Annotated in this window: 20 protein-coding genes; 9 read left to right on the top strand and 11 right to left on the bottom strand. The window is 71.4% G+C overall.

Annotated elements, in window-relative coordinates; genetic code table 11:
* Window positions 1-150: 150 nt before the first annotated feature.
* Window positions 151-825, bottom strand: a complete 675-nt coding sequence (locus tag ACIBVP_RS41865) for a GntR family transcriptional regulator (RefSeq protein ID WP_396112166.1) — start codon at window positions 823-825, stop codon at window positions 151-153.
* A gap of 22 nt (window positions 826-847) precedes the next feature.
* Here ACIBVP_RS41865 and ACIBVP_RS41860 point away from each other — a divergent pair, with 22 nt between their 5' ends.
* Window positions 848-1,273, top strand: coding sequence for a VOC family protein (locus ACIBVP_RS41860; RefSeq protein ID WP_396112165.1), 426 nt, complete (start codon window positions 848-850; stop codon window positions 1,271-1,273).
* 37 nt (window positions 1,274-1,310) lie between these two features.
* Here ACIBVP_RS41860 and ACIBVP_RS41855 read toward each other — a convergent pair whose 3' ends face one another.
* Complete coding sequence (locus ACIBVP_RS41855; protein WP_396112164.1) at window positions 1,311-1,976, bottom strand: response regulator; 666 nt, start codon at window positions 1,974-1,976, stop codon at window positions 1,311-1,313.
* A gap of 36 nt (window positions 1,977-2,012) precedes the next feature.
* Window positions 2,013-3,560 carry a tol-pal system YbgF family protein gene (locus ACIBVP_RS41850; protein WP_396112163.1) on the bottom strand — a complete coding sequence of 516 codons (1,548 nt, stop codon included), beginning with the start codon at window positions 3,558-3,560 and terminating at the stop codon, window positions 2,013-2,015.
* A 220-nt stretch (window positions 3,561-3,780) separates the two neighbouring features.
* Between ACIBVP_RS41850 and ACIBVP_RS41845 the strand changes: the two genes are divergently transcribed.
* Window positions 3,781-5,235 (top strand): PKD domain-containing protein, encoded by a 1,455-nt coding sequence (locus ACIBVP_RS41845; protein WP_396112162.1) that lies wholly within the window; start codon window positions 3,781-3,783, stop codon window positions 5,233-5,235.
* 23 nt (window positions 5,236-5,258) lie between these two features.
* A complete protein-coding gene (locus tag ACIBVP_RS41840) occupies window positions 5,259-6,683 on the top strand; it encodes a PKD domain-containing protein (protein WP_396112161.1) in 1,425 nt (474 codons plus the stop codon).
* A gap of 26 nt (window positions 6,684-6,709) precedes the next feature.
* On the opposite strand, the gene ACIBVP_RS41835 is transcribed toward ACIBVP_RS41840, so the two are convergent.
* Genes ACIBVP_RS41835 through ACIBVP_RS41825 form a run of 3 tightly spaced genes read right to left on the bottom strand, consistent with a single transcriptional unit; the run spans window position 6,710 to window position 8,723 of the window.
* Window positions 6,710-7,474, bottom strand: coding sequence for a hypothetical protein (locus ACIBVP_RS41835; RefSeq protein ID WP_396112160.1), 765 nt, complete (start codon window positions 7,472-7,474; stop codon window positions 6,710-6,712).
* A complete protein-coding gene (locus ACIBVP_RS41830; protein WP_396112159.1) occupies window positions 7,471-7,962 on the bottom strand; it encodes a SigE family RNA polymerase sigma factor in 492 nt (163 codons plus the stop codon). The genes ACIBVP_RS41835 and ACIBVP_RS41830 overlap by 4 nt, the downstream gene beginning before the upstream one ends.
* The gene (locus ACIBVP_RS41825) at window positions 7,920-8,723 is read right to left on the bottom strand and encodes a molybdopterin-dependent oxidoreductase (RefSeq protein WP_396112158.1); all 804 of its coding nucleotides are present in this window, start codon (window positions 8,721-8,723) and stop codon (window positions 7,920-7,922) included. The genes ACIBVP_RS41830 and ACIBVP_RS41825 overlap by 43 nt, the downstream gene beginning before the upstream one ends.
* Before the next feature lie 52 nt (window positions 8,724-8,775).
* On the opposite strand from ACIBVP_RS41825, the gene ACIBVP_RS41820 reads away from it, so the two are divergent.
* Entirely contained in the window at window positions 8,776-9,369 is a 594-nt protein-coding gene (locus ACIBVP_RS41820; protein ID WP_396112157.1) for a TetR/AcrR family transcriptional regulator, read from the top strand.
* A 35-nt stretch (window positions 9,370-9,404) separates the two neighbouring features.
* Here ACIBVP_RS41820 and ACIBVP_RS41815 read toward each other — a convergent pair whose 3' ends face one another.
* Window positions 9,405-10,292, bottom strand: coding sequence for a LysR family transcriptional regulator (locus ACIBVP_RS41815; RefSeq protein ID WP_396112156.1), 888 nt, complete (start codon window positions 10,290-10,292; stop codon window positions 9,405-9,407).
* Between the two features lie 75 nt (window positions 10,293-10,367).
* Between ACIBVP_RS41815 and ACIBVP_RS41810 the strand changes: the two genes are divergently transcribed.
* The gene (locus ACIBVP_RS41810; protein WP_396112155.1) at window positions 10,368-11,357 is read left to right on the top strand and encodes an alpha/beta fold hydrolase; all 990 of its coding nucleotides are present in this window, start codon (window positions 10,368-10,370) and stop codon (window positions 11,355-11,357) included.
* Between the two features lie 15 nt (window positions 11,358-11,372).
* On the opposite strand, the gene ACIBVP_RS41805 is transcribed toward ACIBVP_RS41810, so the two are convergent.
* Window positions 11,373-11,963 carry a TetR/AcrR family transcriptional regulator gene (locus ACIBVP_RS41805; protein WP_396112154.1) on the bottom strand — a complete coding sequence of 197 codons (591 nt, stop codon included), beginning with the start codon at window positions 11,961-11,963 and terminating at the stop codon, window positions 11,373-11,375.
* Window positions 11,964-12,046: 83 nt separating this feature from the next.
* Between ACIBVP_RS41805 and ACIBVP_RS41800 the strand changes: the two genes are divergently transcribed.
* The 4 genes from ACIBVP_RS41800 (at window position 12,047) to ACIBVP_RS41785 (ending at window position 16,173) form a co-directional block, all read left to right on the top strand.
* The gene (locus ACIBVP_RS41800) at window positions 12,047-13,975 is read left to right on the top strand and encodes a fumarylacetoacetate hydrolase family protein (RefSeq protein ID WP_396112153.1); all 1,929 of its coding nucleotides are present in this window, start codon (window positions 12,047-12,049) and stop codon (window positions 13,973-13,975) included.
* Window positions 13,972-14,568 carry a DUF2867 domain-containing protein gene (locus ACIBVP_RS41795; RefSeq protein WP_396112152.1) on the top strand — a complete coding sequence of 199 codons (597 nt, stop codon included), beginning with the start codon at window positions 13,972-13,974 and terminating at the stop codon, window positions 14,566-14,568. Before ACIBVP_RS41800 ends, ACIBVP_RS41795 begins: the two co-directional genes overlap by 4 nt.
* On the top strand, window positions 14,565-14,960 hold the full coding sequence (locus ACIBVP_RS41790; RefSeq protein WP_396112151.1) for a DUF6463 family protein: 396 nt from the start codon (window positions 14,565-14,567) through the stop codon (window positions 14,958-14,960). The genes ACIBVP_RS41795 and ACIBVP_RS41790 overlap by 4 nt, the downstream gene beginning before the upstream one ends.
* A 211-nt stretch (window positions 14,961-15,171) precedes the next feature.
* A complete protein-coding gene (locus ACIBVP_RS41785; RefSeq protein WP_396112150.1) occupies window positions 15,172-16,173 on the top strand; it encodes a hypothetical protein in 1,002 nt (333 codons plus the stop codon).
* Window positions 16,174-16,239: 66 nt separating this feature from the next.
* Here the strand turns inward: ACIBVP_RS41785 and ACIBVP_RS41780 are convergent, their stop codons facing one another.
* From ACIBVP_RS41780 to ACIBVP_RS41770, 3 genes are read right to left on the bottom strand one after another with little or no spacing between them, the layout of a single operon-like run.
* On the bottom strand, window positions 16,240-18,222 hold the full coding sequence (locus tag ACIBVP_RS41780) for a hypothetical protein (protein ID WP_396112149.1): 1,983 nt from the start codon (window positions 18,220-18,222) through the stop codon (window positions 16,240-16,242).
* Between the two features lie 22 nt (window positions 18,223-18,244).
* Window positions 18,245-18,535: a hypothetical protein gene (locus tag ACIBVP_RS41775; RefSeq protein ID WP_396112147.1), complete on the bottom strand. Its 291-nt coding sequence runs from the start codon at window positions 18,533-18,535 to the stop codon at window positions 18,245-18,247.
* Window positions 18,536-18,556: 21 nt separating this feature from the next.
* Window positions 18,557-19,618 carry a hypothetical protein gene (locus ACIBVP_RS41770; RefSeq protein ID WP_396112146.1) on the bottom strand — a complete coding sequence of 354 codons (1,062 nt, stop codon included), beginning with the start codon at window positions 19,616-19,618 and terminating at the stop codon, window positions 18,557-18,559.
* Window positions 19,619-19,640: the final 22 nt, after the last annotated feature.

The following is a 19,640-nucleotide window of genomic DNA, read 5'->3' as shown; positions in this document are numbered from 1 at the left end:
ATGGTCGAGGAGGTGCGGGCGCACAAGTACGTCGGGCCGTGGGGTGGGCACACCGACGAGCAGCCGCCCGCGCCCTCGGAGAAGCTGGGCGAGGCGATGGAGCGGCCCGAGTGACCGTGCCGAGGCCGACCGGCACTACGGCGTGGCGGTTCACCCAGCGGTGGGTTCGGGTAATCGGGCGCCGGTGAGCAGCTCGAAGGCGTGCTTGCGGTGCAGGGCGAACTTCTCGAGCGCGGCCTCGGCGTCCCTGGCTCGCAGCGCCGCGACCAGCTCGTCGTGCTCCTCCGGGATGTGCGACAGGTAGTCGTCGGCGCTGACCCCGATCCTGGTCAGCAGGAACAGGTGCACCTGGGAGCGGATCGCCTGCCAGGCCTGCGTGAGCCGCCGGTGGTTGGTCGCCGCGTACACGGTGTCGTGGAACCGGATGTCGAGCCGCACCATCGTGTGCTCGTCCTCGGCGTGCGCCATGCGCTTCGCGGCCTGCTCGACGGCGGTGAGGTCGTCGTCGGAGGCGTGCGCGACCACGCGTTCGACGGCCAGGCGCTCGAGCGCGCCGCGTAAGCTGTCCAGCTCCGCGATGTCGTCGGCGGACAACGTCATCACCGTGGCGCCGCGGTGCCACTCGCTGCGGACCAGCCCCTCGCGCTCCAGCCGCAGCAGCGCCTCCCGTACCGGCCCGCGGCTGACCTCGAGCGCACCCGCCAGCTCCAGCTCACGCAGCTGGGCCCCCAGCGGGTACGCGCCGCTGAAGATCGCGTCACGGATGCTGTCCGCGACCTCGTCGGCCAGGCCCCGCCGCCGTGCGGGAGCCACTCGAGCTGTCATGTCGCAATGTTAACATGACGACATGACAGCGCATGCGATCCCGCGATTCCACCTGGCCATGCCGGTCGACGACCTGGCCGCGGCCCGGCACTTCTACGGCCAGGTGCTGGGCCTCGACCAGGGCCGCAGCTCGGAGACGTGGGTCGACTGGAACCTGCACGGCCACCAGTTCGTGACGCACCTGGCGCCGGAGCGGCAGAAGCGCGTCCACAACCCGGTCGACGGGCACGACGTGCCGGTGCCGCACTTCGGCCTGATCCTGAGCGTGCCGGAGTTCCAGAAGCTCGCCGACCGGTTGCGCGACGCCGGCACGGAGTTCGTCATCGAGCCCTACGTCCGCTTCCAGGGCGAGACCGGCGAGCAGTGGACGATGTTCCTGCTGGACCCAGCGGGCAACGCCCTGGAGTTCAAGGCCTTCGCCGACGACTCCCAGGTGTTCGCCGTGTAGCGGTCAGGAGGCGCGGCATGGGCGGCGGAGCCTGCGGTCAACGCGACCGGCGCGAGTCGGCGGCCTCCAGGTACCGCAGCACGGCGGTGACCCGGCGGTCGGCGCGGTCGTCCGGGGGCAGGTCGAGCTTCGCGAAGATGCTGCGGATGTGCTTGTGCACGGCGCCGTCGGTGACGACGAGGCGTTCGGCGATCGCGGTGTTGCCCAGCCCCTCGGCCATCAGCGCCAGCACCTCCCGCTCACGGGGTGACAGCCGCTCGAGCTTCGTGTCCGGGCGGGTGCGGGCCAGCAGCTGGGCGACGACGTCCGGGTCGATGGCCATGCCGCCGCCCCGCACGCGGTGCAGTGCGTCGAGGAACTCCTCCACCCGGCCGACCCGTTCCTTCAGCAGGTACCCGAGCCGCGCGCCACCGCCGGCGAGGAGTTCCGTGGCGAACGCCTGCTCCACGTACGCCGACAGCACGAGCACCGCCAGCTCCGGCCTGCGCCGCCGGGCCTCGACCGCCGCGACGATGCCCTCGTCGGTGTGGGTCGGGGGCATCCGCACGTCCACGATGGCGACGTCGGGGTCGTGCTCGTCCACGGCCGCGAGGAACGCGTCCGGGTTGTCGGTGGTCGCGACGACGTCGAGGGACTCGGCGCGCAGCAGCAACGCGAGCCCCTCGCGCAGCAACGGGTCGTCCTCGGCGATCACAATCCGCATGGCGCCGATTCTCCAGCACATCCCGGCGGGGGACGTTCAGCCCACCATCAGCGGCCGGAACGCGGCTCGTACGTTCGCCACCGGCGCCGAGACGTACATCCGCGGCGGCGGCCCGGTGTCGATGCCGTAGCTGCTGTACTCGATGACGTCCGGGCAGCTGGTGCCGTTGATCTGCAGCGTGAGCTTGCGGACGAGCTTGCCGGTCCGCAGCTCGTACAGCTTCACCGGAATCGCGATCTTGTGGAAGGTGACGTTCGTGACGTACCCGGGCCGGCTGTCGGGCACGTACGGGCAGGTCTGGACGGCGGCGCCGTGGTATGACGCCTCCGCGCAGATCACGACGACCGCGTCGGCGGCGTCCTTGGCCCGCCAGCCCGCCGGGATCTTGTTGGTCTGGGCCGTGTTCCCGTACAGCAGCGACCGGTTCGGTTTGCCCGGCCGGTACGGCTTGGCGCCGCTGTACGCCGCGGGCGTGCTGCAGTAGGCGGGCAGCCCGCCCGTTCCGGGTGTGGTCAGCAGGTCGCGCACGTTCGCCAGCTCGATCGCCCGCGTGGCCTTCGTGATTCCCTGCTGCGCCTTGGGTGCCAGCTCGTGGTCGGGGTACTCGTCGACCAGCTGCTGGTAGTACCTGCGCCCGTTCTGCCAGTCGGCGGCCGCCATGAACCCGTCGGCGCACTCGACGATCGCCGTGGGCGCGACGTCGGGCACGACGTCGGAGGCGGCGCGGAGCACACCGCCGGGCTTCCTGTCCGCGAGCCAGTCGGTGATGGCGGTGGTGCGGCACGGGTCCCCGGTCGGCAGCCCGTCGAGGAACCGGTTCACGGTGGACCGGACCATCTCCTGGTGTCCCGGCAGGTCGGTGAGCACGCCGTCGAGGCCGTCGAACCCGTCTTCGAGCGCCTCGGTGTCCCCGTCGAGGCCGGTTTCGAGCTGCCGGCCCGCGTTCCCCAGCCGGTCGCACGCGGCCACGGTGTCGTCGGCGCGCTCGGCGAGCGGCGCGTTGGCGAGCCGGTTGCCGAACCACAGCCGGTCCGTGGCGGCGAGCGCCTCGGCGCAGTCCCCGTTCGCCCGGCCGGCGGCCGCGTCCTCGTCGACGTCGGCGGCGTCGAACCGCAGGAACCCGAACGCCAGCAGGACGGGCAGCGCGACCGCGAGGGCGACGACCCACTGCCTGCGTGCGGGCCGGGCCCGGGGATGCGGCCGTGCCAGCAGGTACCCGTGCGCGACGACCGCCACCCACCACCCGAGGATGACGAACTCGAACCACAGCGTCGGCCAGTCGAACAGGTGGAACAGCACGAGCAGCACCGTTCCCAGCACGGCCAGGACGCCGAGAATCCAGCGGCCCAGCAGGAAGTAGCCCACCCCGAGCAGCGACGCGTTCCCGACCGCCACGGCGAACGGGTCGGCGGGCCTGCGCGGCTTCGGAGCCGGGGTGCCGTAGGGCGGCGTGGCGTCCGGGTCCTGGTAGGGGACCTCCGCGTAGGTCGCCCACGAGATGGCCTGGGTTTCCGGCTCGGGCACGGCGACAGCGGGCTCGGGCGTGGCCTGGTCGGTGGGCTCGGGCTGCTGCGGGCTGTCCATCGGTGGTCCTTCCCCAGAAACGCGGCGGCAGGAATGCATTGTTCTGCCACAGTGCGGGGAGGGGTCCCGGAACAATCCGTTGTGTCCGCTTCCGGTCACGCGTATCAGCGCACGTTCGGCTCACGGACGCTGCGGCGGATGGCGGCATTTCGAGGTGAATCCGTAACACGGTGCGCCGACTCCTCGACAACTGGTGCGAGCGTGTCGAGATCTTGGGGGGATGACGATGTCCGCCACCGCACGGAGATGGTCCTTCGTCACGGCCGTGGTCCTGGCGCTGGGCCTCGCACTGCCCACGGTGGCGGCGGCCGCGCCACCGTCCAACGACGACTTCGACACCGCGACGGCGGTCACCGCCCTGCCGTACACGGCACAGGGCGACACCACCGAGGCGACCAAGGCGTCCGACGACCCGTGGTGCGACTACTCCAACAAGTCCGTCTGGTTCGCGTACACGCCGGTCGCGGACGTGATGCTGCGGGCCACCGTGGAAGCCGGTACCCAGTCGACCCTGTCGGCCTACACCGGTGCGCGTGGCGAGCTGGCGCCCGTACCCGACGCGTGCCGCGGATCGTCCGCCTCCCGCCCGGCGGTGATCACGTTCCGGGCGTACGCGGGCACGACCTACCACTTCATGGTCGCCGGCTACGCCGACCAGTCCGGGCCGGTGTCGTTCGCCCTGCAGGAGGTCGAGCCGGCACCCAACGACGACTTCGCCGACGCGGAGCCCGTCACCGCGTTGCCCGCCACCCGGGCGATCGACCTGTCGGTCGCGTCGACCGAGTACGACGAGCCGCTGCCGACGTGCGCCTACGAGTCCCGGCGATCGGTCTGGTACACGTTCACGGCGGCCGAGACGGCCTCACTCGTGGCGTCGGTCGCCGACAGCGGCGAGCACACCGTGTCCGTCCACACGGGAAGCACGCTGCCCGCGCTGACCGAGATCGGATGCGCACGCGGCGACTCCTTCGAGGAGGTGCTGTTCCGCGCCACCGCGGGCACGACCTATCACCTCCGGGTCGCCGGTCCCGCCACCGCGGCCACGCTGACCTTCGCCGAGGCGCCGCCACTGCGGCCCTACTTCATCGCCTCCTCCGATCCGACGATCTACGAGCTGACCCACTTCACGGGCTACACCGGGGAGTCCGGCACGCCGATCGCGGGCGGCGAGTGGGACTTCGGGGACGGCACCGTGGTCGCGGCGACCGAGGACGGCGTCTCGCACCACTACACCGCCGACGGGACGTACACGGTGCGGCTCAGCGTCGTGAGCCCGGACGGTCGCACCGGTTCGCACACGTCGACGGTGACGGTCTCGACGCACGACGTGTCGATCAGCCGGTTCTCCACGCCCAGCAGGGCAACCGCCGGGGACACCGAGGAGATCGCGGTGCGCGTGACCAACACCCGGTACCGGGAGACGGTCACCACCACGCTGTACCGGTCACGCGGGGAGTACTGGGACGTGGTCGGCACGCTCACGCTCGACGTGCCCGTCGGCCGTGTCGTGACGTTCCCCTTCGCCTACACGTTCACCGACGGGGACGCGGTGGCGGGCAAGGTGGCCTTCCGCGCGGTCGTGACGTTGCCGTACCCGGTGCGGGACGCCCGGCCGTTCGACAACGAGCTGATCTCCACCGGCACCACCGTGCGGCCCGCTCCCGCGGGCGCCTGATCACGTCTTCTGGGGAGCACGACATGACGAACACCATCGTGCGGCGGACCTGGACCGCCTGCCTCGCCGCGGCGGTGCTCGCGGTGCTCGCACCGGGCGTCGCGCGGGCCGAGGCACCGTCCAACGACGACTTCGACACCGCCGCGACGATCACCGCCCTACCCTTCGAATCCACAGTGGACACAACCGGGGCGACGGTGGCCGCCGACGATCCGGTCGGCTGCCAGTCCTCCTACGGCAACAGCGTCTGGTTCCGTTACACGGCACCGGAGGACGGGATCGTCAGGGCCATCGTCGACACCCCCGGGTACTACCCGTTCCTCACCGCCTACACGGGGACGCGCGGCGGCCTCGCGCGGGTGCCGGGCGTGTGCGTGTTCGGCAGCCGCAACCCCGAGACCTTCCACGTCACCGCGGGCACGACCTACCACTTCCTGGTGGGGGCGAACTACCACGACGGTGGCGCGACGACGTTCCGGCTGGAGTCCGAGCCGCCCGCGGCCAACGACGACATCGCGGACGCGCTGCGCGTGCCCGGGCTGCCGACCACGGTCGTCGGCGACCTGTCGCGGGCCTGGACCGAACCCGGCGAGCCGACGCCGAGTTGTGACGCCACCGCGCCCCACTCGCTCTGGTACGTGTACAGCCCGGCGACCCCGCGGTGGGTGAGCGTGTCGGCCGGCAGGGAGGTCACGGTCTACCGCGGCACCCCGTCCGTCGAGTCCGAAGTGGACTGTACGCGCGGAACTCCCGCCGTGTTCCACGCACAGGTGGGCGAGGACTACTACGTCCGGGTCGCCGCGCCACCCGAGTACGCCGGACCGCACACCATCGACTTCGCCACGGCGCCCGCGCTGCGACCGACCGTGTACCCCGCCCAGAACCCCGCGAACGTGCTGGAGCACACCCTGTTCAACGTCAACGCGGGCGACCCGCTCGGCCGGTCGATCGTCGGCGGCGAACTGACCTTCGGCGACGGCTCGTCGGTGCCGATCACCTCGGGCGGGTACTTCCAGCACCGCTACGCGACGGACGGCGAGTACCGGCTGGGCCTGTCCGTCGTCACCGACGACGGGCGCACCGGCACCGCCACCGCGACGCTGCGGGTCGAGACCCACGACGTCACGGTCACCGCGCTCGCGGCGCCGGCCACGGCACGCGCCGACCAGACGAAGCCGATCACGGTGTCGGTGACCAACGACCGCTACGACGAGACGGTGCGGGTGGAGCTGTACAAGCAGAGCGACGAGGGGGCCATCCGCATCGGCGTCCTCACGCTGTCCGTGCCCGCTGGACGCACCGTGCAGTTCCCGTTCGCGTACACGTTCGGGCCCGCCGACGTCGGCACCGTCACGTTCCGTGCGGTCGCGCGGCTGGATCCCTACGGGTGGACGGAAGCCAACCTCGGCGACAACGAGATGAGCGCGACGACAACCGTCCGCCAGTAGCGCAACGGCGGCCGTCACGACCCTCGTCACCACCTGTCGGAGGTGATGATCGCCGTCAGCTGGTCGAGGGTCAGGGGTGGCCGCGACGAGAGGATGGCACCGCCCGGCGAGTTGGTCGCAGCGCCGCGGGGGTCCTCCTGGTTGCCGACGTTCATGAGGACCATCGTCCCGTCGGGCCGCTTGAGGCACGCCATGTGCGACACCGCGCCGGGAGCCCGCCGCGCGGTTCCGGTCGCCAGCCGGGAGCCGTCGGGCAGCGTGCTGACGGCACAGTCCTCCGTGCGGGAGAGGGCGCACCACTCGCTGGGCTCGGAGTCGCTGGGGTAGATCATCAGGACGAAGCTCCCGGTGACGTCGGCGGCGGTCAGGGTCCCGCTGACGAGCGGGCTGGAGGGGGTGTCCGCCGGCTGTGTCAGGCTCGGTCCAGGCCCCGGTTGCCGGGACGGGGAAGCCCCTGGCACGGTGCTCTTCTCGGTCACCTCGAACGTCGCGGTGTCGCCGAGCACCGCGCTGAACCGAGCGATCAGGTCATCCGGTGAGGTGGGGATCGGGCCGCGCACCGTGGTCGTGGCGGGTGCGGTCGACGACGAGGTGCCCGCGGCGGGCGTGCCGGAGTCGCCCGGCGTCAGCCACACCGCACCCGCGACCAGGCCCGCCACCGCGACGACGGTGGCCGCGACGGGCACCAGCCGCGGGGCCCGGCGCGGCCGCACGACCGGGGCCGTACCCGCGGCGTCGGCGCGCCGCTCCAGCTCGGCGAAGGCATCGTGGAGGGTGCGCAGGTCGCTCATGAGGTCTCCTGGAGGTGGTGGGCACTGGCGGAGAGGTCGATGCGCAGAGCGTTGAGCGCTCGGTGGATCTGGCTGCGTACGGTCGGTTCCCGGCATCCCAGCTGTGCGGCGATCTCCCTGTCGGACAGGCCCGCGTAGTAGCGCAGGACCACGGCCGCACGCTGCTTCCTTGGCAGGCCGGCGAGGCGGCGGATCATCGCGTCCCGCTCGGCCCGCTCGGCCGCGCCGTCGGAGATCGCGGTCGGCTCGATGTCGGCGCGCGGGGAGGTGCGGGTCAGCCTTCTGCGCCAGGACAGGTACTCGTTGACGACCATCCGCCGCACGTAGGCGTGCGGCTCGGCCATCCCCGAGATCCGTTCCCAGTGCTCGAACGCCCGGCCCAGCACGTCGCTCACCAGGTCCTCGGCCAGCCACGTCCGGCAGGTCAGGACCGTGGCGAACCGCATCAGCGCGGGCCGCTGCCGTGCCACGTACTCAGCGAACTCCATCGGCCACTCCCGATCGTCGACTCGACCTCTGTTCCCGCACCCCTAATGCGGGAGTGACCCCTTTCGTTGCATTCGAGCCGGTCGTCCTGGGTCGTCCTGTCGTAGCGCTGTCGCACCCTGGGCAGGAGCGCGCGCCAGACGGGGCGCCAGAGCAGGCCGGGAAGGTACGCGCTGCGCTCCTCGTGTGCGACCCGTCCGCGGGGGTGGGCGGCCCAGCGGGCGGAGCCGGGGTCGTAGTCGCGGCGGTACTCGATCGCGCACACGTGTTTGACGCTCTTGTAGCCGTAGTGCGCGGGCGCGACCAGTCGCAGCGGGGCGCCGTGATCGAGGTCGAGTGGAGCGTCGGCGAGACGGTCGGCGAGCAGCACCTCGTCGGCGAGGATGTCGTCGATCCGCAGGCAGGCCCGGTAGCCGTCCAGGCCGGTCACGGTGACCCAGCGAACGGCCGGGTGGACGTCGACGTGGGCGGCCAGGAACTCGTGGACGCCGCCGAACGGCACGCCCTCCCAGCGCAGGTCCTGCGCGGTCCACGTGGTCACGCAGTGCAGATCGGCGCGTTGTGCGCGCCGCCGTCGCGGGTCGAGCAGGTCGTCGAGCGGGAACTGCGTGGGGTGCCGCACGGCGCCGGTCACGGTCACGACCGGACGTTCCGGCAGGTGCGGGCGAACGCGCGCGAACCGTGGCAGCCCGAAGCGGCGCAGCGTCGTGGCGACCTGCCCGGGCGGCAGCGGTCGCGTGGTCAGGTCCCTGGGCGTGCCCACGTCGCCTCCTACTAGAGCGTTCGTTCTAGATTACATGCTCTAGTATTTCGACATGGCCAGACGCCGGCTGCACAGCGACGAGTCGATTCTCGACGCCACGCGTGACCTGCTCGTGGTGGGCGGGGCCGACGCGGCGACCACGGCGGCGATCAGCTCCGCCAGTGGTGCGCCGGTCGGCTCGCTCTACCACCGGTTCGGCTCGCGCACGCGGCTGTTCGCCGAGGTGTGGCTGCGCACCGTCGGCCGGTTCCAGACGGGGCTGCTCGAGGCCGCGGCCGACGGCTCCGGTGTCGAGCGCGCCGTCGCGGCGGCGCGCTGGACGGTCGAGTTCGCCGACCGGCGTCCCGACGACGCCCGCCTGCTCCTGCAGGCCGGTCAGGAGCAGCTGCTTCGAGACGCCGACCTGCCCGCCGAAACCCGGCAGGCGCTCACCGACCTCAACCGGCCGGTGACCGACCTGCTGCGCGGGCTGGCCGTCGACCTGTACGGCGCGGCGACCCCGCGGCACGTCGAGTTGGTGACCGTCGCGGTCGTCGACGTGCCGTACGCGATGGTCCGCCGCCACCTCCGTCGTGGCGGTGTGCCCGCGTCGCTCCGCGCGGTCCTCGCCGACGTGGTCCGCGCCGTGCTGACATCGCCCACCTGACGCGAAGCCTGGGTCGTCTCAATCCTTCCCGCACGTCATGTGCGCGTCAGGTCCCTCGCCAAAGCGGTGAAGTTGGCCGCCGCCGCCGAGCGGGTCGCCGTTGGCAGCGCGATCGCGAGGTCGACCAGCCGGACCAGCGGGCTGACCGGCACGAACGCCACTTCGGGTCGTGGTTGTGCCGCCGAGCCGGGCAGGATGCTGACCCCGCAGCCGGCGGCGACGAGTCCCACGATGGTGGGCAGCTGCACGGCTTCCTGGGTGATGTCCGGGGTGAAGCCGCCGCGCCGGCAGAGTGCGGTGATCTCGTCGTGCAGGCCGGGGCCGAGCGTGCGCGGGAACAGCACGAACGGCTCGTTGGCGAGTGCGCTGACGGTGATCCGGCGGCGCCCGGCGAGCCGGTGGTCGTTGGGCAGCACCGCGACGAGTGGTTCGCGGGACACCGGGACCAGCTCCAGGTCGTCGGCCGGGCCGGGCAGCGGCGGACGCAGCAGGCCGAGGTCGATCGCGGCCGCGCGGAGCCGCTCGACCTGCGTGACCGTGGGCAGTACGTGGAAGGTCAGCGTCACGCCGGGGTAGCGGGCCCGGAACGCGCGGATGATCGTCGGCAGCGGGTGCTGGACCGCGGAGCCGACCATGCCGATCGTCAACTCGCCGGACTCCCCGCGGCCGGTCGCACGCGCCCGCCGCGCCGCGCTGTCCACCATGGACAGTGCGGTCCTGGCGTCGGCGACGAACGCCGCACCGGCGGCGGTCAGCGCCACCGCGCGGGTCGTCCGCTCGAACAACGGCACGCCCAGTTCGGCCTCGAGTGCCTTGATCTGCTGGGAAAGCGGTGGCTGGGCCACGCCGAGCGCGGCGGCCGCGCGTCCGAAGTGGAGGTGGTCGGCGACCGCGACCGCGGCACGCAGGTGCTTGAGATCCATATGGTCACCGAATCAACGAGAGCGAATTGTGTACAGAATAGGCACACGTCGGCGCGGCGGTGACAGCCTGGCGGCATGATCGCAAGTCTGGTGATGGCGTTGTTGACCACTGTTCTGCCCGCCGGGGAGCCGGATCATCTCGTGCGTGCCGACCGGGACGTCCCGGGTGGCGCGGGCACGCTCCACGTCCGCGAGGTGCGGCTCGACTCCGCGAAGCGGGCCCGGCCGGTGATCCTGCTGCACGGCGCGCGGGTGCCCGGCGTCGCCTCGTTCGACCTGCCGGTGCCGGGCGGCTCGCTCGCCGAGGACCTCGCGCAGGAGGGGCACCGCGTGATCGTGATGGACGCGAGCGGGTACGGCGGCTCGACCCGGCCGCCGGTCATGGCCGAGCCACCGGGGGCGAACCCGCCCGCGGTGACCGGCGAGCAGGTCGTGAAGGACATCGACGCGGTGGTGCGGTGGCTGCGGGCCGGCCGGGTGGACCTGGTCGGCTGGGCGACCGGCGGGCACTGGGCGGCCTGGTACGCGAGCGAGTACCCGCACCGGGTGGCGAACCTCGTGGTGCACAGCAGTCTCTACGGCGCGACCGCGGGCCACCCGATGTTCGGGACACCGCCGCCGACCGGGGCGTACCGGTTCAGCACGGCGGCCCAGCTCCTGCCCGCGTGGGACTCGAGCATCCCGGTGCCGGACAAGGCCGAGTGGCGCGACCCGCGCGTCGCACAGTCCTATGTGGACGAGGCGCTGGCGAGTGACCCCACAGCCGAGGACCGCGACCCGCCGAGCTTCCGCGCCCCGGCCGGCGCCATGGCCGACAGCCACCGACTGGCGAACGGCACCCAGCTCTGGGACGCGCACCGGATCCGGGCGCGGACGCTGGTGTCGCGCGGTGAGTACGACTTCTGGTCGCGGCCTGCCGATCTGACGACGCTGGCGGCGGACCTGACCTCGGCGAAGGAGGTGCGGGCGGTGACGCTGGCGGGCGCCACGCACTACGTGCACCTGGACCGCGCGGAGAAGGGCAGGGCCGCGTTCCTCGCCGAGGTCACCGACTGGCTGCGGTGACCTCGGCGCGTGCCGTCAGCGTGGCGCGCCGACGCCCGCCATGCGCAGGAGGACGCCGACCGTCGCGAAGGTGCGGTCGAGGTCGATGGCGTCGGGGTTGACGCGCCACTGCTGGTGGACGCCCATGACGGCGCCGAGCAGGACCGTGCCGAGGTCGTCGGCGTCGACGTCGGCGGGCAGGTCGGCCTGCGCGAGCCAGGCGCGGATCTGGGCGCGCAGCGCCTCGTGCAGGTCGGCGTACCACTTGCGCAGTGCTGAGCCGGGTTCCATGGCCTCCGCGATGAGGGTGACGAAGAGCTGGGTCGACGGGCTCCGGGTGAACGCCTCGAGCGCGCGCATCGCCTCGTCGAGGGTGCCGGCGTCGAGGGTGTCCGCGTCGGCCCGGAAGTCGGCCACGGCGTGGTCGACGACGGCGGCGAGCAGACCCTCCTTGTTGCCGAAGTGCCACGGGATCGAGCCGCGGCTGACGCCCGACCTCTTCGCGATGTCCTCGAACGTGGTCTGCCGGTAGCCGCGTTCGGTGAACAGCTCGGTGGCCGCGGTGACCAGGAGCCGGCGGCTCTCCTGCGTCATCTCGGTCCGCCGGGTGGCTCGTGAAGTCGTCACGGTCGGCGAGTCTACCCGTGGCTGGTGAGCACCTTGTTGGCTATGCAACACTCTCTATGTTCGCCAACACAGGGAGGTATGTCGTGAAGTGGGTCACGTATCGGTCCGGGCGGGGCGACCGGGTCGGCGTCGTCGCGGGCGACGCCGTCCACGCGCTGGCGCCCGGCACCGAGCTGGTCGAGCTGGTCGGCCGGGGTGCGGAGGGGTTGCGAGCGGCGGGTGAGCAGGCGTTGCGGGCGCCGGACGAGGTGGTGGCGCTCGCCGACGTGACGTTGCGTGCCCCGATCCCGCGGCCGCCCGCCATCCGGGACTGCCTGTGCTTCCTCGACCACATGCGCAACTGCCAGGAGGTGATGGGCGCGGGCCGGACGCTCAAGGACACCTGGTACGAGATCCCCGCGTTCTACTTCGCCTGCCCGTCGACGGTGCTGGGCCCGCACGAGCCGGTGCCCACGGCGCCGGGCAGCGTGTGGTGGGACTTCGAGCTGGAGATCGCCGCCGTGATCGGTGCGGGCGGCCGGGACCTGACGCCCGCCGAGGCGGAACAGGCGATCATCGGCTACACGATCTACAACGACTGGTCCGCCCGCGACCTGCAGCTGCGGGAGTCGCCGCTGGCCATCGGCCAGGCCAAGGGCAAGGACGGCGCCACCACGCTCGGCCCCTACCTCGTGACGGCCGACGAGCTGGCGCCGTACCGGCGTGACGGCAGGCTCGCGCTCGAGGTCGAGGCCACCGTCAACGGCGAGCGGATCGGCGGCGGCCGCACCGACGCGATGGACTGGACCTTCGGTGAGGTGATCTCGTACGCCTCCCGCGGGGTCGAGCTGCTGCCGGGCGAGGTGTTCGGGTCCGGCACGGTGCCGGGCTGCTGCCTGATCGAGCACTTCTCGCCCACCGCCGCGTTCCGCGGTTGGCTGAAGCCGGGTGACGTCGTGTCGTTGCGGGTGCGGGAGCTGGGCGAGACCCGGCAGACCGTCACCGCGACGCCCGCCCCGCACCCGATCCCCGCGCGGCGCGACCCGGACGCCGCACCGCGCAGGCGACGGGTGAACCCGGCGCGCTCGGCGGTGCCGTACACCAAGGGCCTGCACGAGATCGGCCCGGACGTGTGGGCGTGGCTGCTGCCCGACGGCGGCTACGGGTGGAGCAACGCGGGCCTGGTCGCGGGCGCGGGCGCCGCGTTGCTCGTCGACACGTTGTTCGACCTGCCGCTCACCGGCGAGATGCTCGCGGCGATGAAGCCGGTCACCGACCGGCACCCGCTCACCCACGCGGTGCTCACCCACGCCAACGGCGACCACACCCACGGCAACCAGCTGCTCGACGACTCCGTGCGCGTCGTCGCGGCGGCGGGCACCGCCGAGCAGATGCACACGGAGATCGCACCGGACATGCTCGCCGCGGTCCGGATCGCCGACCTCGGGCCGGTGCTCACCCCGTTCCTGCGGGACCGTTTCGGCCCCTTCGACTTCGACGGCATCACGCTGCGGATGCCGGACGTCACCTTCGACCGCGACCTCACGCTCGACATCGGGGGCCGCGAGGTCCGCGTGCTGAACCTGGGCCCGGCGCACACCAGCGCCGACTCGGTGGTGCACGTGCCCGACGCGGGCGTGCTGTTCGCGGGCGACCTGCTGTTCGTCGGCTGCACGCCGATCGTGTGGGACGGCCCGATCGCGAACTGGGTCGCCGCCTGCGACACCATGCTCGCCCTCGACGCCCCGACCGTCGTGCCCGGCCACGGCCCGGTCACCGACGCCGACGGCATCCGCGCGGTGCGCGGCTACCTCACGCACGTGGTCGAGCAGGCCGACGCCGCCCATGCCAAGGGCCTCTCGTTCCGGGAGGCGGCCGCGACCGTGGACCTGGCCGAGTACGGCGCCTGGCTGGACGCCGAGCGGATCGTGGTCAACGTCTACCAGCGTTACCGCGAACTCGACCCCGGCATGGCGCCGCTGGCACAGACCGAACTGCTCGCGCTGATGGCCGAGTGGGACGCCGCGCGATGACCAGACTCGACACGTCCGCCTACACCGGCGAGCCGTGGCGCATCCACGAGTTCGCCGCCGACTTCCGGGTCGAGGACACGTGGTCGTTCCGCACCCCCGGCGCCGGGCCCGACGACTTCCCGGTGATGCTCGCCGCGATGCGGGCCGGGGGCGGACTGGCGAAACAACCCGCGGTGGTGCGGGTTCTGTTCTGGGCACGGTGGCGGCTCGGTGCGCTTCTCGGCTGGGACACGGCATCCGACGGGGTCGGGGCGCGGGTCACGTCGCTCCGCGACCGGCTGCCCGACGACCTCCGCGACGCCCCACGCGGCCCGGACAGCGACGACCTGCCGCTCACACCGGTGTACGAACTGGACACCGAGGCCGCACGCGAGCTGGCGAACAGGACCGTGCACACCGTCATGCACCTCGGCTGGTCGCGACGGCCGGACGGCGACCACGAGCTGCGGATGACCGTGCTCGTCAAGCCCAACGGCACGTTCGGGCGCTTCTACATGGCCGCGATCGCACCGTTCCGGTACCTGATCGTCTATCCCGCGCTGACCCGGCGCTGGGAACGCGCCTGGCGTGACCGCCGGGGAGGGAACCGGTGAGCCCGCGCGCGACGCTCCGCTGGGCGAGCGCGATCATGATCGCGATCGGCGTGGGTCACCTGGTGGTACTCACGCTCACCGCGGGCGAGCACGTCGGCACGTGGGTCGACCGGGGCCTGTGGTCGGCGGTCCCGTTCCTGGACCGGGACGCGGGCGTCACGGCGGACGCGGTGACCTTCTGGGCGGGGCCGGGTGGTTTCGCCGTACCCCTGATCCTGCTGGGCGCCCTGCTGTGGCACCTCGCCGGACGTGGTGTGCCGGTGCCCGCCGGGATCGGCTGGGTGGTCGCGGTGTGGGCGCTGCTCGACGGTGTCCTGTTGGGACCGTCGCCGTTCTTCGTGCTGGTCGTGCCCGGCGTGCTGATCGTGCTGGCGGCACGGAAACGCCGGTAGTGCCGCCCGTGCGGATCGTGGTCACGACCAGGCCGTGGACGTCGAACTTACCTTCTTGGGAAATGCGGAGTTGCCCGTCCGCTGCCTCCGCGGGCAGTGCCGGGGCAGCGTGCCGGGTTAGCGTCGGTTCGCCGGTATTCCTGAATTCAGCGGGAAAGCGGCCCTTCTTCGGACCGCCGGCGAAAACCGTACCCCCGTGAAAGGTGACGTGATGTCCAGCAGCTTACGACCGGAACAGTTGGGGCATGACGATTCCGCCGAGCTTCCCCCCGTCGCGACGCCCGCGCAGGCGACGAGTGCCTTCGTCAACGGGCACTTTCCCCGTCGGCGGTGGCGGGTCGTCGGGTTCAGCGCGCTGGCCGGCTTCCTGCTGACCGTGATCTGGTCGGCGTCGTTCGTGGACGGCGTCATCGGCGACACGACGGCGAACGCGATTCTCGGTCACGACGCGAAGGAGACGGCCATCACCGGCGCCGCCGCCGGCATCGTGTTCGCGTTCGTCTCCGGGCTCGCCGGCACGTTCACCGCGTGCAACATCGCGGTGTTCGGCACCGTCGCACCGATGGTCGGCGGCGCGGGCGGGCGGTGGCAGCGGGTGCTGACCACGTTGCGGCCCATCCTGTGGCTGGCGGTCGGCATGATCGTGGTCTCCGCCGTGTACGGCGCGGTGGTCGGTCTCGTCGGCACCGGCATGCCGCAGTTCGACGAGGCCGCGACGCGACCGGGGGAGATCCCGGGGCGGCTCGGCCAGGCGATGGTGGTGTTCGGCCTGATCGGGCTGGTGATGACCTACCTCGGCATGGCCTCGCTCGGGTTCGTGCGTGACCCCTTCAGGCGGATCGCGGCGCGCTTCCCCAACGCGCCGCTGGTGTTCATGGGCGCGCTGGTCGGCGCGTTCCTCATCGGGCGGCCGTTCCCGTTGTTCCGCAAGCTCTTCCGGGACGCGGCCGACTCCGGCAACCCGCTCTACGGCGCCGGGGCGTTCGTGCTGCAGTCGATCGGCAACATCGTCGTGCTCGCCGTGCTGATGCTGGTCATCGCGTTCACCAGCGGACGGCTCCAGCGCTGGTTCGCCGCCGAGCCGCGCCGCCTGTCGGTGCTCACCGGCGCGGCGATGATCATCCCGGGTGTCTTCCTGGTGCTGTACTGGGATGTCCGGCTGCCCGCCATGCTCGACATCATCGGGTGGTTCCCGGTCGCGCCCTGGGTGTGACGGAACGAAACGGTGCGGCCGGCGGTGGCGAGGAGCCACCGCCGGCCGCACCGGCGTCGCGAGGGGTCAGAGGCGGGTGAGGTCGAACCCGTCGGACGGCTTCGTCAGGCTCGCGATGGTGTTCTTCGATCCGCGGCCCGAGCCCGTGTTGTCCTGGGACCGCGCCCATTCCTGCGTGACGCCGTCCTTGTGGAGGAACAGGTAGTACCCGGCGTGGCTCTCGCCGAAGGGCCGGTACCACTTTCCCTTGACGTGTGTGCCGTCCTCGTAGTAGCCGTCCCGTTCGACCACGCACTTCCGCCAGTCCTTGAACGCGGCGGGGTCGACGTCCGCGGGCCAGAACTTCTCGGTCTGGGTTTCGAGGTAGCCCCACACGGCGCCGATGCGGACCCACAGGTGGGGCTGCTCCGGGTCCATGCCCTGCGGCAGGGGGTGACCGACCTTGAAGCCGACGGACAGGTCGACCTCGTCGATGGCGCGTCCCTTGCTGTCCGCGCTGGGCAGCACCGCGAGCGGCTCGAACGCCTTGTCCGCCGCCTCGGCCGGCCGGAAGTCCAGGTCCTCCAGGTACAGCGCGCCTGGCACCCCGCCGATCTGGACCAGCCGGTACGGCTTGTTGTCCTCGTCGACCCGCACACCGCTGAGCACCTTCTCGACCGCGTTGCCGTCCTTGTCCTCGGTCGGCCTGGCGCCGGCCTTCTCCTCGGCCGCCATCTTCGCGGCGAACGCCTCGTCCTTCTTCGGTGCGTCGCCGATGATCTTCTCCGCGAGCTCGTCCATCTGCGCCTTGAGCGTGGCGCCGTCGACGGCCTGTCCCGGCTCGATGGGGAGGTGTTCCCAGATCACTCTGGCGATCCGGTCACCGACGCCGGACAGCACCGCGCCCTTGATCGCGTTGAGCGGGTTGAGAACCTTGAAGAGGTCCTGCTTCCACTCGTCGAGGAACTCCTTTCCGATGGCCTTCGCCACCCGCACCGCCGGGCTGTCCTCCGATTTCTGCCCGAGTTCCTCCTCCAACAGTGTGATCCTGGCGTCGAGATAGCCCACGAAGCTGGACTCGATCGCCTGCCGCACCACGTCCCACGCGAAGTCGGAGTACTCGAACATGTCCAGCACGGGGCCGATCGCGGCGTCGGCGAAGAGCAGCGCCACCTCCAGCTGCGCCTTCCGTTTGTCCACGAGCATCCGCGCCATGAGGGTCGGGTCCTTGGTGTGCGCGTCCCACTTGTCGTCCTCGGCGCGCTTCTTGAGGTACTCCTTGACCCGCTTCTCGTTCGACAGCGCCTTCGCCTGGCGGTGGAGGATCGCCTCCCCGATGGCGAGACAGCGTGAGACGTTGCGCAGCGCGATGCTGACGGGAGTGGTGTACGGGTTCGGGAAATACCCGCAGATGTCCCCCGCAAGCGACATGCCCGCGATGGCGCTCCGGACCGCGTAGAACGCCGCTTCCAGCGGGTAGTTCGGCTTGTCGCGGACGATCGCCTTCACGACCTCGAAGTCGACCGCGTCGTTGAACTGTTCGCCCACCTCGGCGGCCTGTCCCTTGGTGTCCTCGATCAGGTTCCTCATCTTCTCGATGAAGGCCTTGAACGGTTCGAGACCTTGCGCGTCCGCGGTCAACGGGAGCCGGGACTGGTGGCCGTGCAACTCGTGCAGGACGTCGTTGAGCGTCTTCAGCAGTTTCTTCAACCTGCTCGCGGCGGACGCCGCGTCGCTGCCGTGCACGGTCGCCCTGATGAACTCGTACTCACGCAGTTCGTTGCAGCACTTGCTGATCTCCATGGTCTGCCTGATCAGGCCGGTGAGGTAGACCTGGTAGTCACCGAACAGGACCTGGTACTCCGCGATCACCTTGGCGACCTCGGGGTCGAGCTTCTTCTCGATCTCCCCGGCCACCTCCCGCACCGCGGCGTCACGGGCGATCTCCGCCACCGCCGCGGCGTCCACCGCCACCTGGTTCACCTTGCCGCCGCCGAGACGTTTCAGCAGCGAGGCGCCGACGTGTTTGCGCAGCACGTCGCGAGCGGCGGAGATGTCCACGTTGGTCATGGTCTGTTCCTTTCCGTTGGACTCAGGCGGTTTCCGTGCCGAGGGTTTCCATGACGACCTCGGTCAGCGCCTCGCCGACGAGCGCGCTGAGCTCTTCCGGTGGCAGGTCCGCGGCACCGGGAACGGTGCGTCGTATCTCCTCCATGGCCGGGCGGAGCGCCGACTCCCGGACCTCCTCCAGCAGCTGCACGAGGTCGGCCTCGGTGACCGTGGCGTCCTCCTCCGCGCGGAGCGCCTTGAGCGCCAGGAACTTCTCGAGCAGGGGAGCGGCGAACGTGGAGACGTCGGCGGTGGTGGTCTCTTGCGTGGTCATCGATGTGGTCCCTTCGCAGGGTCAGAGGTGTTCCTGTGGGATGGTCGCGAGCAGTTCCCGCATCTGCTCCGGCGACAGGTTCGCGGCCTCCGGCATCTGGTTCACCAGCTCGGCGAACGCCTCGGCGACGGTGTCCTCGTGCTCGTCGGGCACGTGGTCGGACTCGTCCGCGAGCTGCGCGAACTGTTGCGCCGCGTCGGCGATCTGCTCGGCGGTGACCGGCTCCGGCGCGGCGTCGTCGGTGTCGGTCCCGGCATCGGACTCGGCGTCGGACTCGGTCCCGGTCTCGGTGTCGGTCTCGGTGTCGGTGCCGGTGACGACGCCGTAGGTGGCGAAGTACTGGACGCGGGCGTCGTTGTCGTCGGGGGCGTTCTCGAGGAACGCCGCGGCGAATCCCGTCACCCCGCGCTCCTCCGCGTAGTGCAGGAAGTACGGGGTGAAGCTCGCCCAGTTCTCCTCCGCGCCGTTCCAGACCGGGCCGTACTCGGCGAGGAACGCCTGCCACACCTCGGGATCCTCCTCGGCGGGGGCCTCGTCGGATGCCGCGACGTCGATGGTGACGCCGTACCGGGCGAAGAACGCGACGCGGTCGGACTCGCCCTCGGCGTAGTCCAGGAAATCGGTCGCGGGCGCGGCGACCCCGCGTTCCTCCGCGTGGTAGAGGAACCAGGTCCGGAACGCGTCCCAGGTCTCCGCCGCACCGTTCCAGCTCGCGCCGAACTCGGCGACGAAGGCGACCCACACGGACTCGTCGTAGGCGGCGGGGTTCCCGGCGGGCTCGGGCTCGGGCTCGGGCTCCGAGAGCAGGCGTTCGTACTCGCGGACGAGGTTGTCCGCGCCCTCGTCCGCGAACTTGCGCACGGTGTCGGCGCCGCCGTTGTCCGCCAGGTGGCGGACGAACAGCTCGCCGGGTTCGGTGAAGCCGTCGCGGTTCGCGCGTTCGGTGAACGCGGTGCGGAACGCCTCGAAGTCCGTGTTGTCGCCCGCCTGGCACACCTCGTCGAGTGCGGTGAAGAACAGCCTCGGGTCGCTCAGCTCGCTGTCGCACAACACCTCGAGCGAGCCGATCAGGACGGAGTCCATCGTCATTTCCTTTCAGGAAGGG

The sequence above is a fragment of the Actinophytocola sp. NPDC049390 genome, assembly GCF_044466355.1.
Classification (GTDB): Bacteria; Actinomycetota; Actinomycetes; order Mycobacteriales; family Pseudonocardiaceae; genus Actinophytocola.
The sequence above is the reverse complement of the archived record's forward strand: the minus strand, read 5'-3'. Positions and strand labels throughout refer to the sequence as shown.

What these genes read in the sequence shown, in the direction of transcription:
- ACIBVP_RS41840 (WP_396112161.1), top strand. Translation starts at nt 5,259, where the DNA reads ATGACGAACACCATCGTGCGGCGGACCTGGACCGCCTGCCTCGCCGCG.
- ACIBVP_RS41785 (WP_396112150.1), top strand. Translation starts at nt 15,172, where the DNA reads ATGTCCAGCAGCTTACGACCGGAACAGTTGGGGCATGACGATTCCGCC.
- ACIBVP_RS41865 (WP_396112166.1), bottom strand. Translation starts at nt 825, where the DNA reads ATGACAGCTCGAGTGGCTCCCGCACGGCGGCGGGGCCTGGCCGACGAG.
- ACIBVP_RS41845 (WP_396112162.1), top strand. Translation starts at nt 3,781, where the DNA reads ATGACGATGTCCGCCACCGCACGGAGATGGTCCTTCGTCACGGCCGTG.
- ACIBVP_RS41780 (WP_396112149.1), bottom strand. Translation starts at nt 18,222, where the DNA reads ATGACCAACGTGGACATCTCCGCCGCTCGCGACGTGCTGCGCAAACAC.
- ACIBVP_RS41815 (WP_396112156.1), bottom strand. Translation starts at nt 10,292, where the DNA reads ATGGATCTCAAGCACCTGCGTGCCGCGGTCGCGGTCGCCGACCACCTC.
- ACIBVP_RS41820 (WP_396112157.1), top strand. Translation starts at nt 8,776, where the DNA reads ATGGCCAGACGCCGGCTGCACAGCGACGAGTCGATTCTCGACGCCACG.
- ACIBVP_RS41830 (WP_396112159.1), bottom strand. Translation starts at nt 7,962, where the DNA reads ATGGAGTTCGCTGAGTACGTGGCACGGCAGCGGCCCGCGCTGATGCGG.
- ACIBVP_RS41835 (WP_396112160.1), bottom strand. Translation starts at nt 7,474, where the DNA reads ATGAGCGACCTGCGCACCCTCCACGATGCCTTCGCCGAGCTGGAGCGG.
- ACIBVP_RS41810 (WP_396112155.1), top strand. Translation starts at nt 10,368, where the DNA reads ATGATCGCAAGTCTGGTGATGGCGTTGTTGACCACTGTTCTGCCCGCC.
- ACIBVP_RS41860 (WP_396112165.1), top strand. Translation starts at nt 848, where the DNA reads ATGACAGCGCATGCGATCCCGCGATTCCACCTGGCCATGCCGGTCGAC.
- ACIBVP_RS41795 (WP_396112152.1), top strand. Translation starts at nt 13,972, where the DNA reads ATGACCAGACTCGACACGTCCGCCTACACCGGCGAGCCGTGGCGCATC.
- ACIBVP_RS41775 (WP_396112147.1), bottom strand. Translation starts at nt 18,535, where the DNA reads ATGACCACGCAAGAGACCACCACCGCCGACGTCTCCACGTTCGCCGCT.
- ACIBVP_RS41850 (WP_396112163.1), bottom strand. Translation starts at nt 3,560, where the DNA reads ATGGACAGCCCGCAGCAGCCCGAGCCCACCGACCAGGCCACGCCCGAG.
- ACIBVP_RS41770 (WP_396112146.1), bottom strand. Translation starts at nt 19,618, where the DNA reads ATGGACTCCGTCCTGATCGGCTCGCTCGAGGTGTTGTGCGACAGCGAG.
- ACIBVP_RS41855 (WP_396112164.1), bottom strand. Translation starts at nt 1,976, where the DNA reads ATGCGGATTGTGATCGCCGAGGACGACCCGTTGCTGCGCGAGGGGCTC.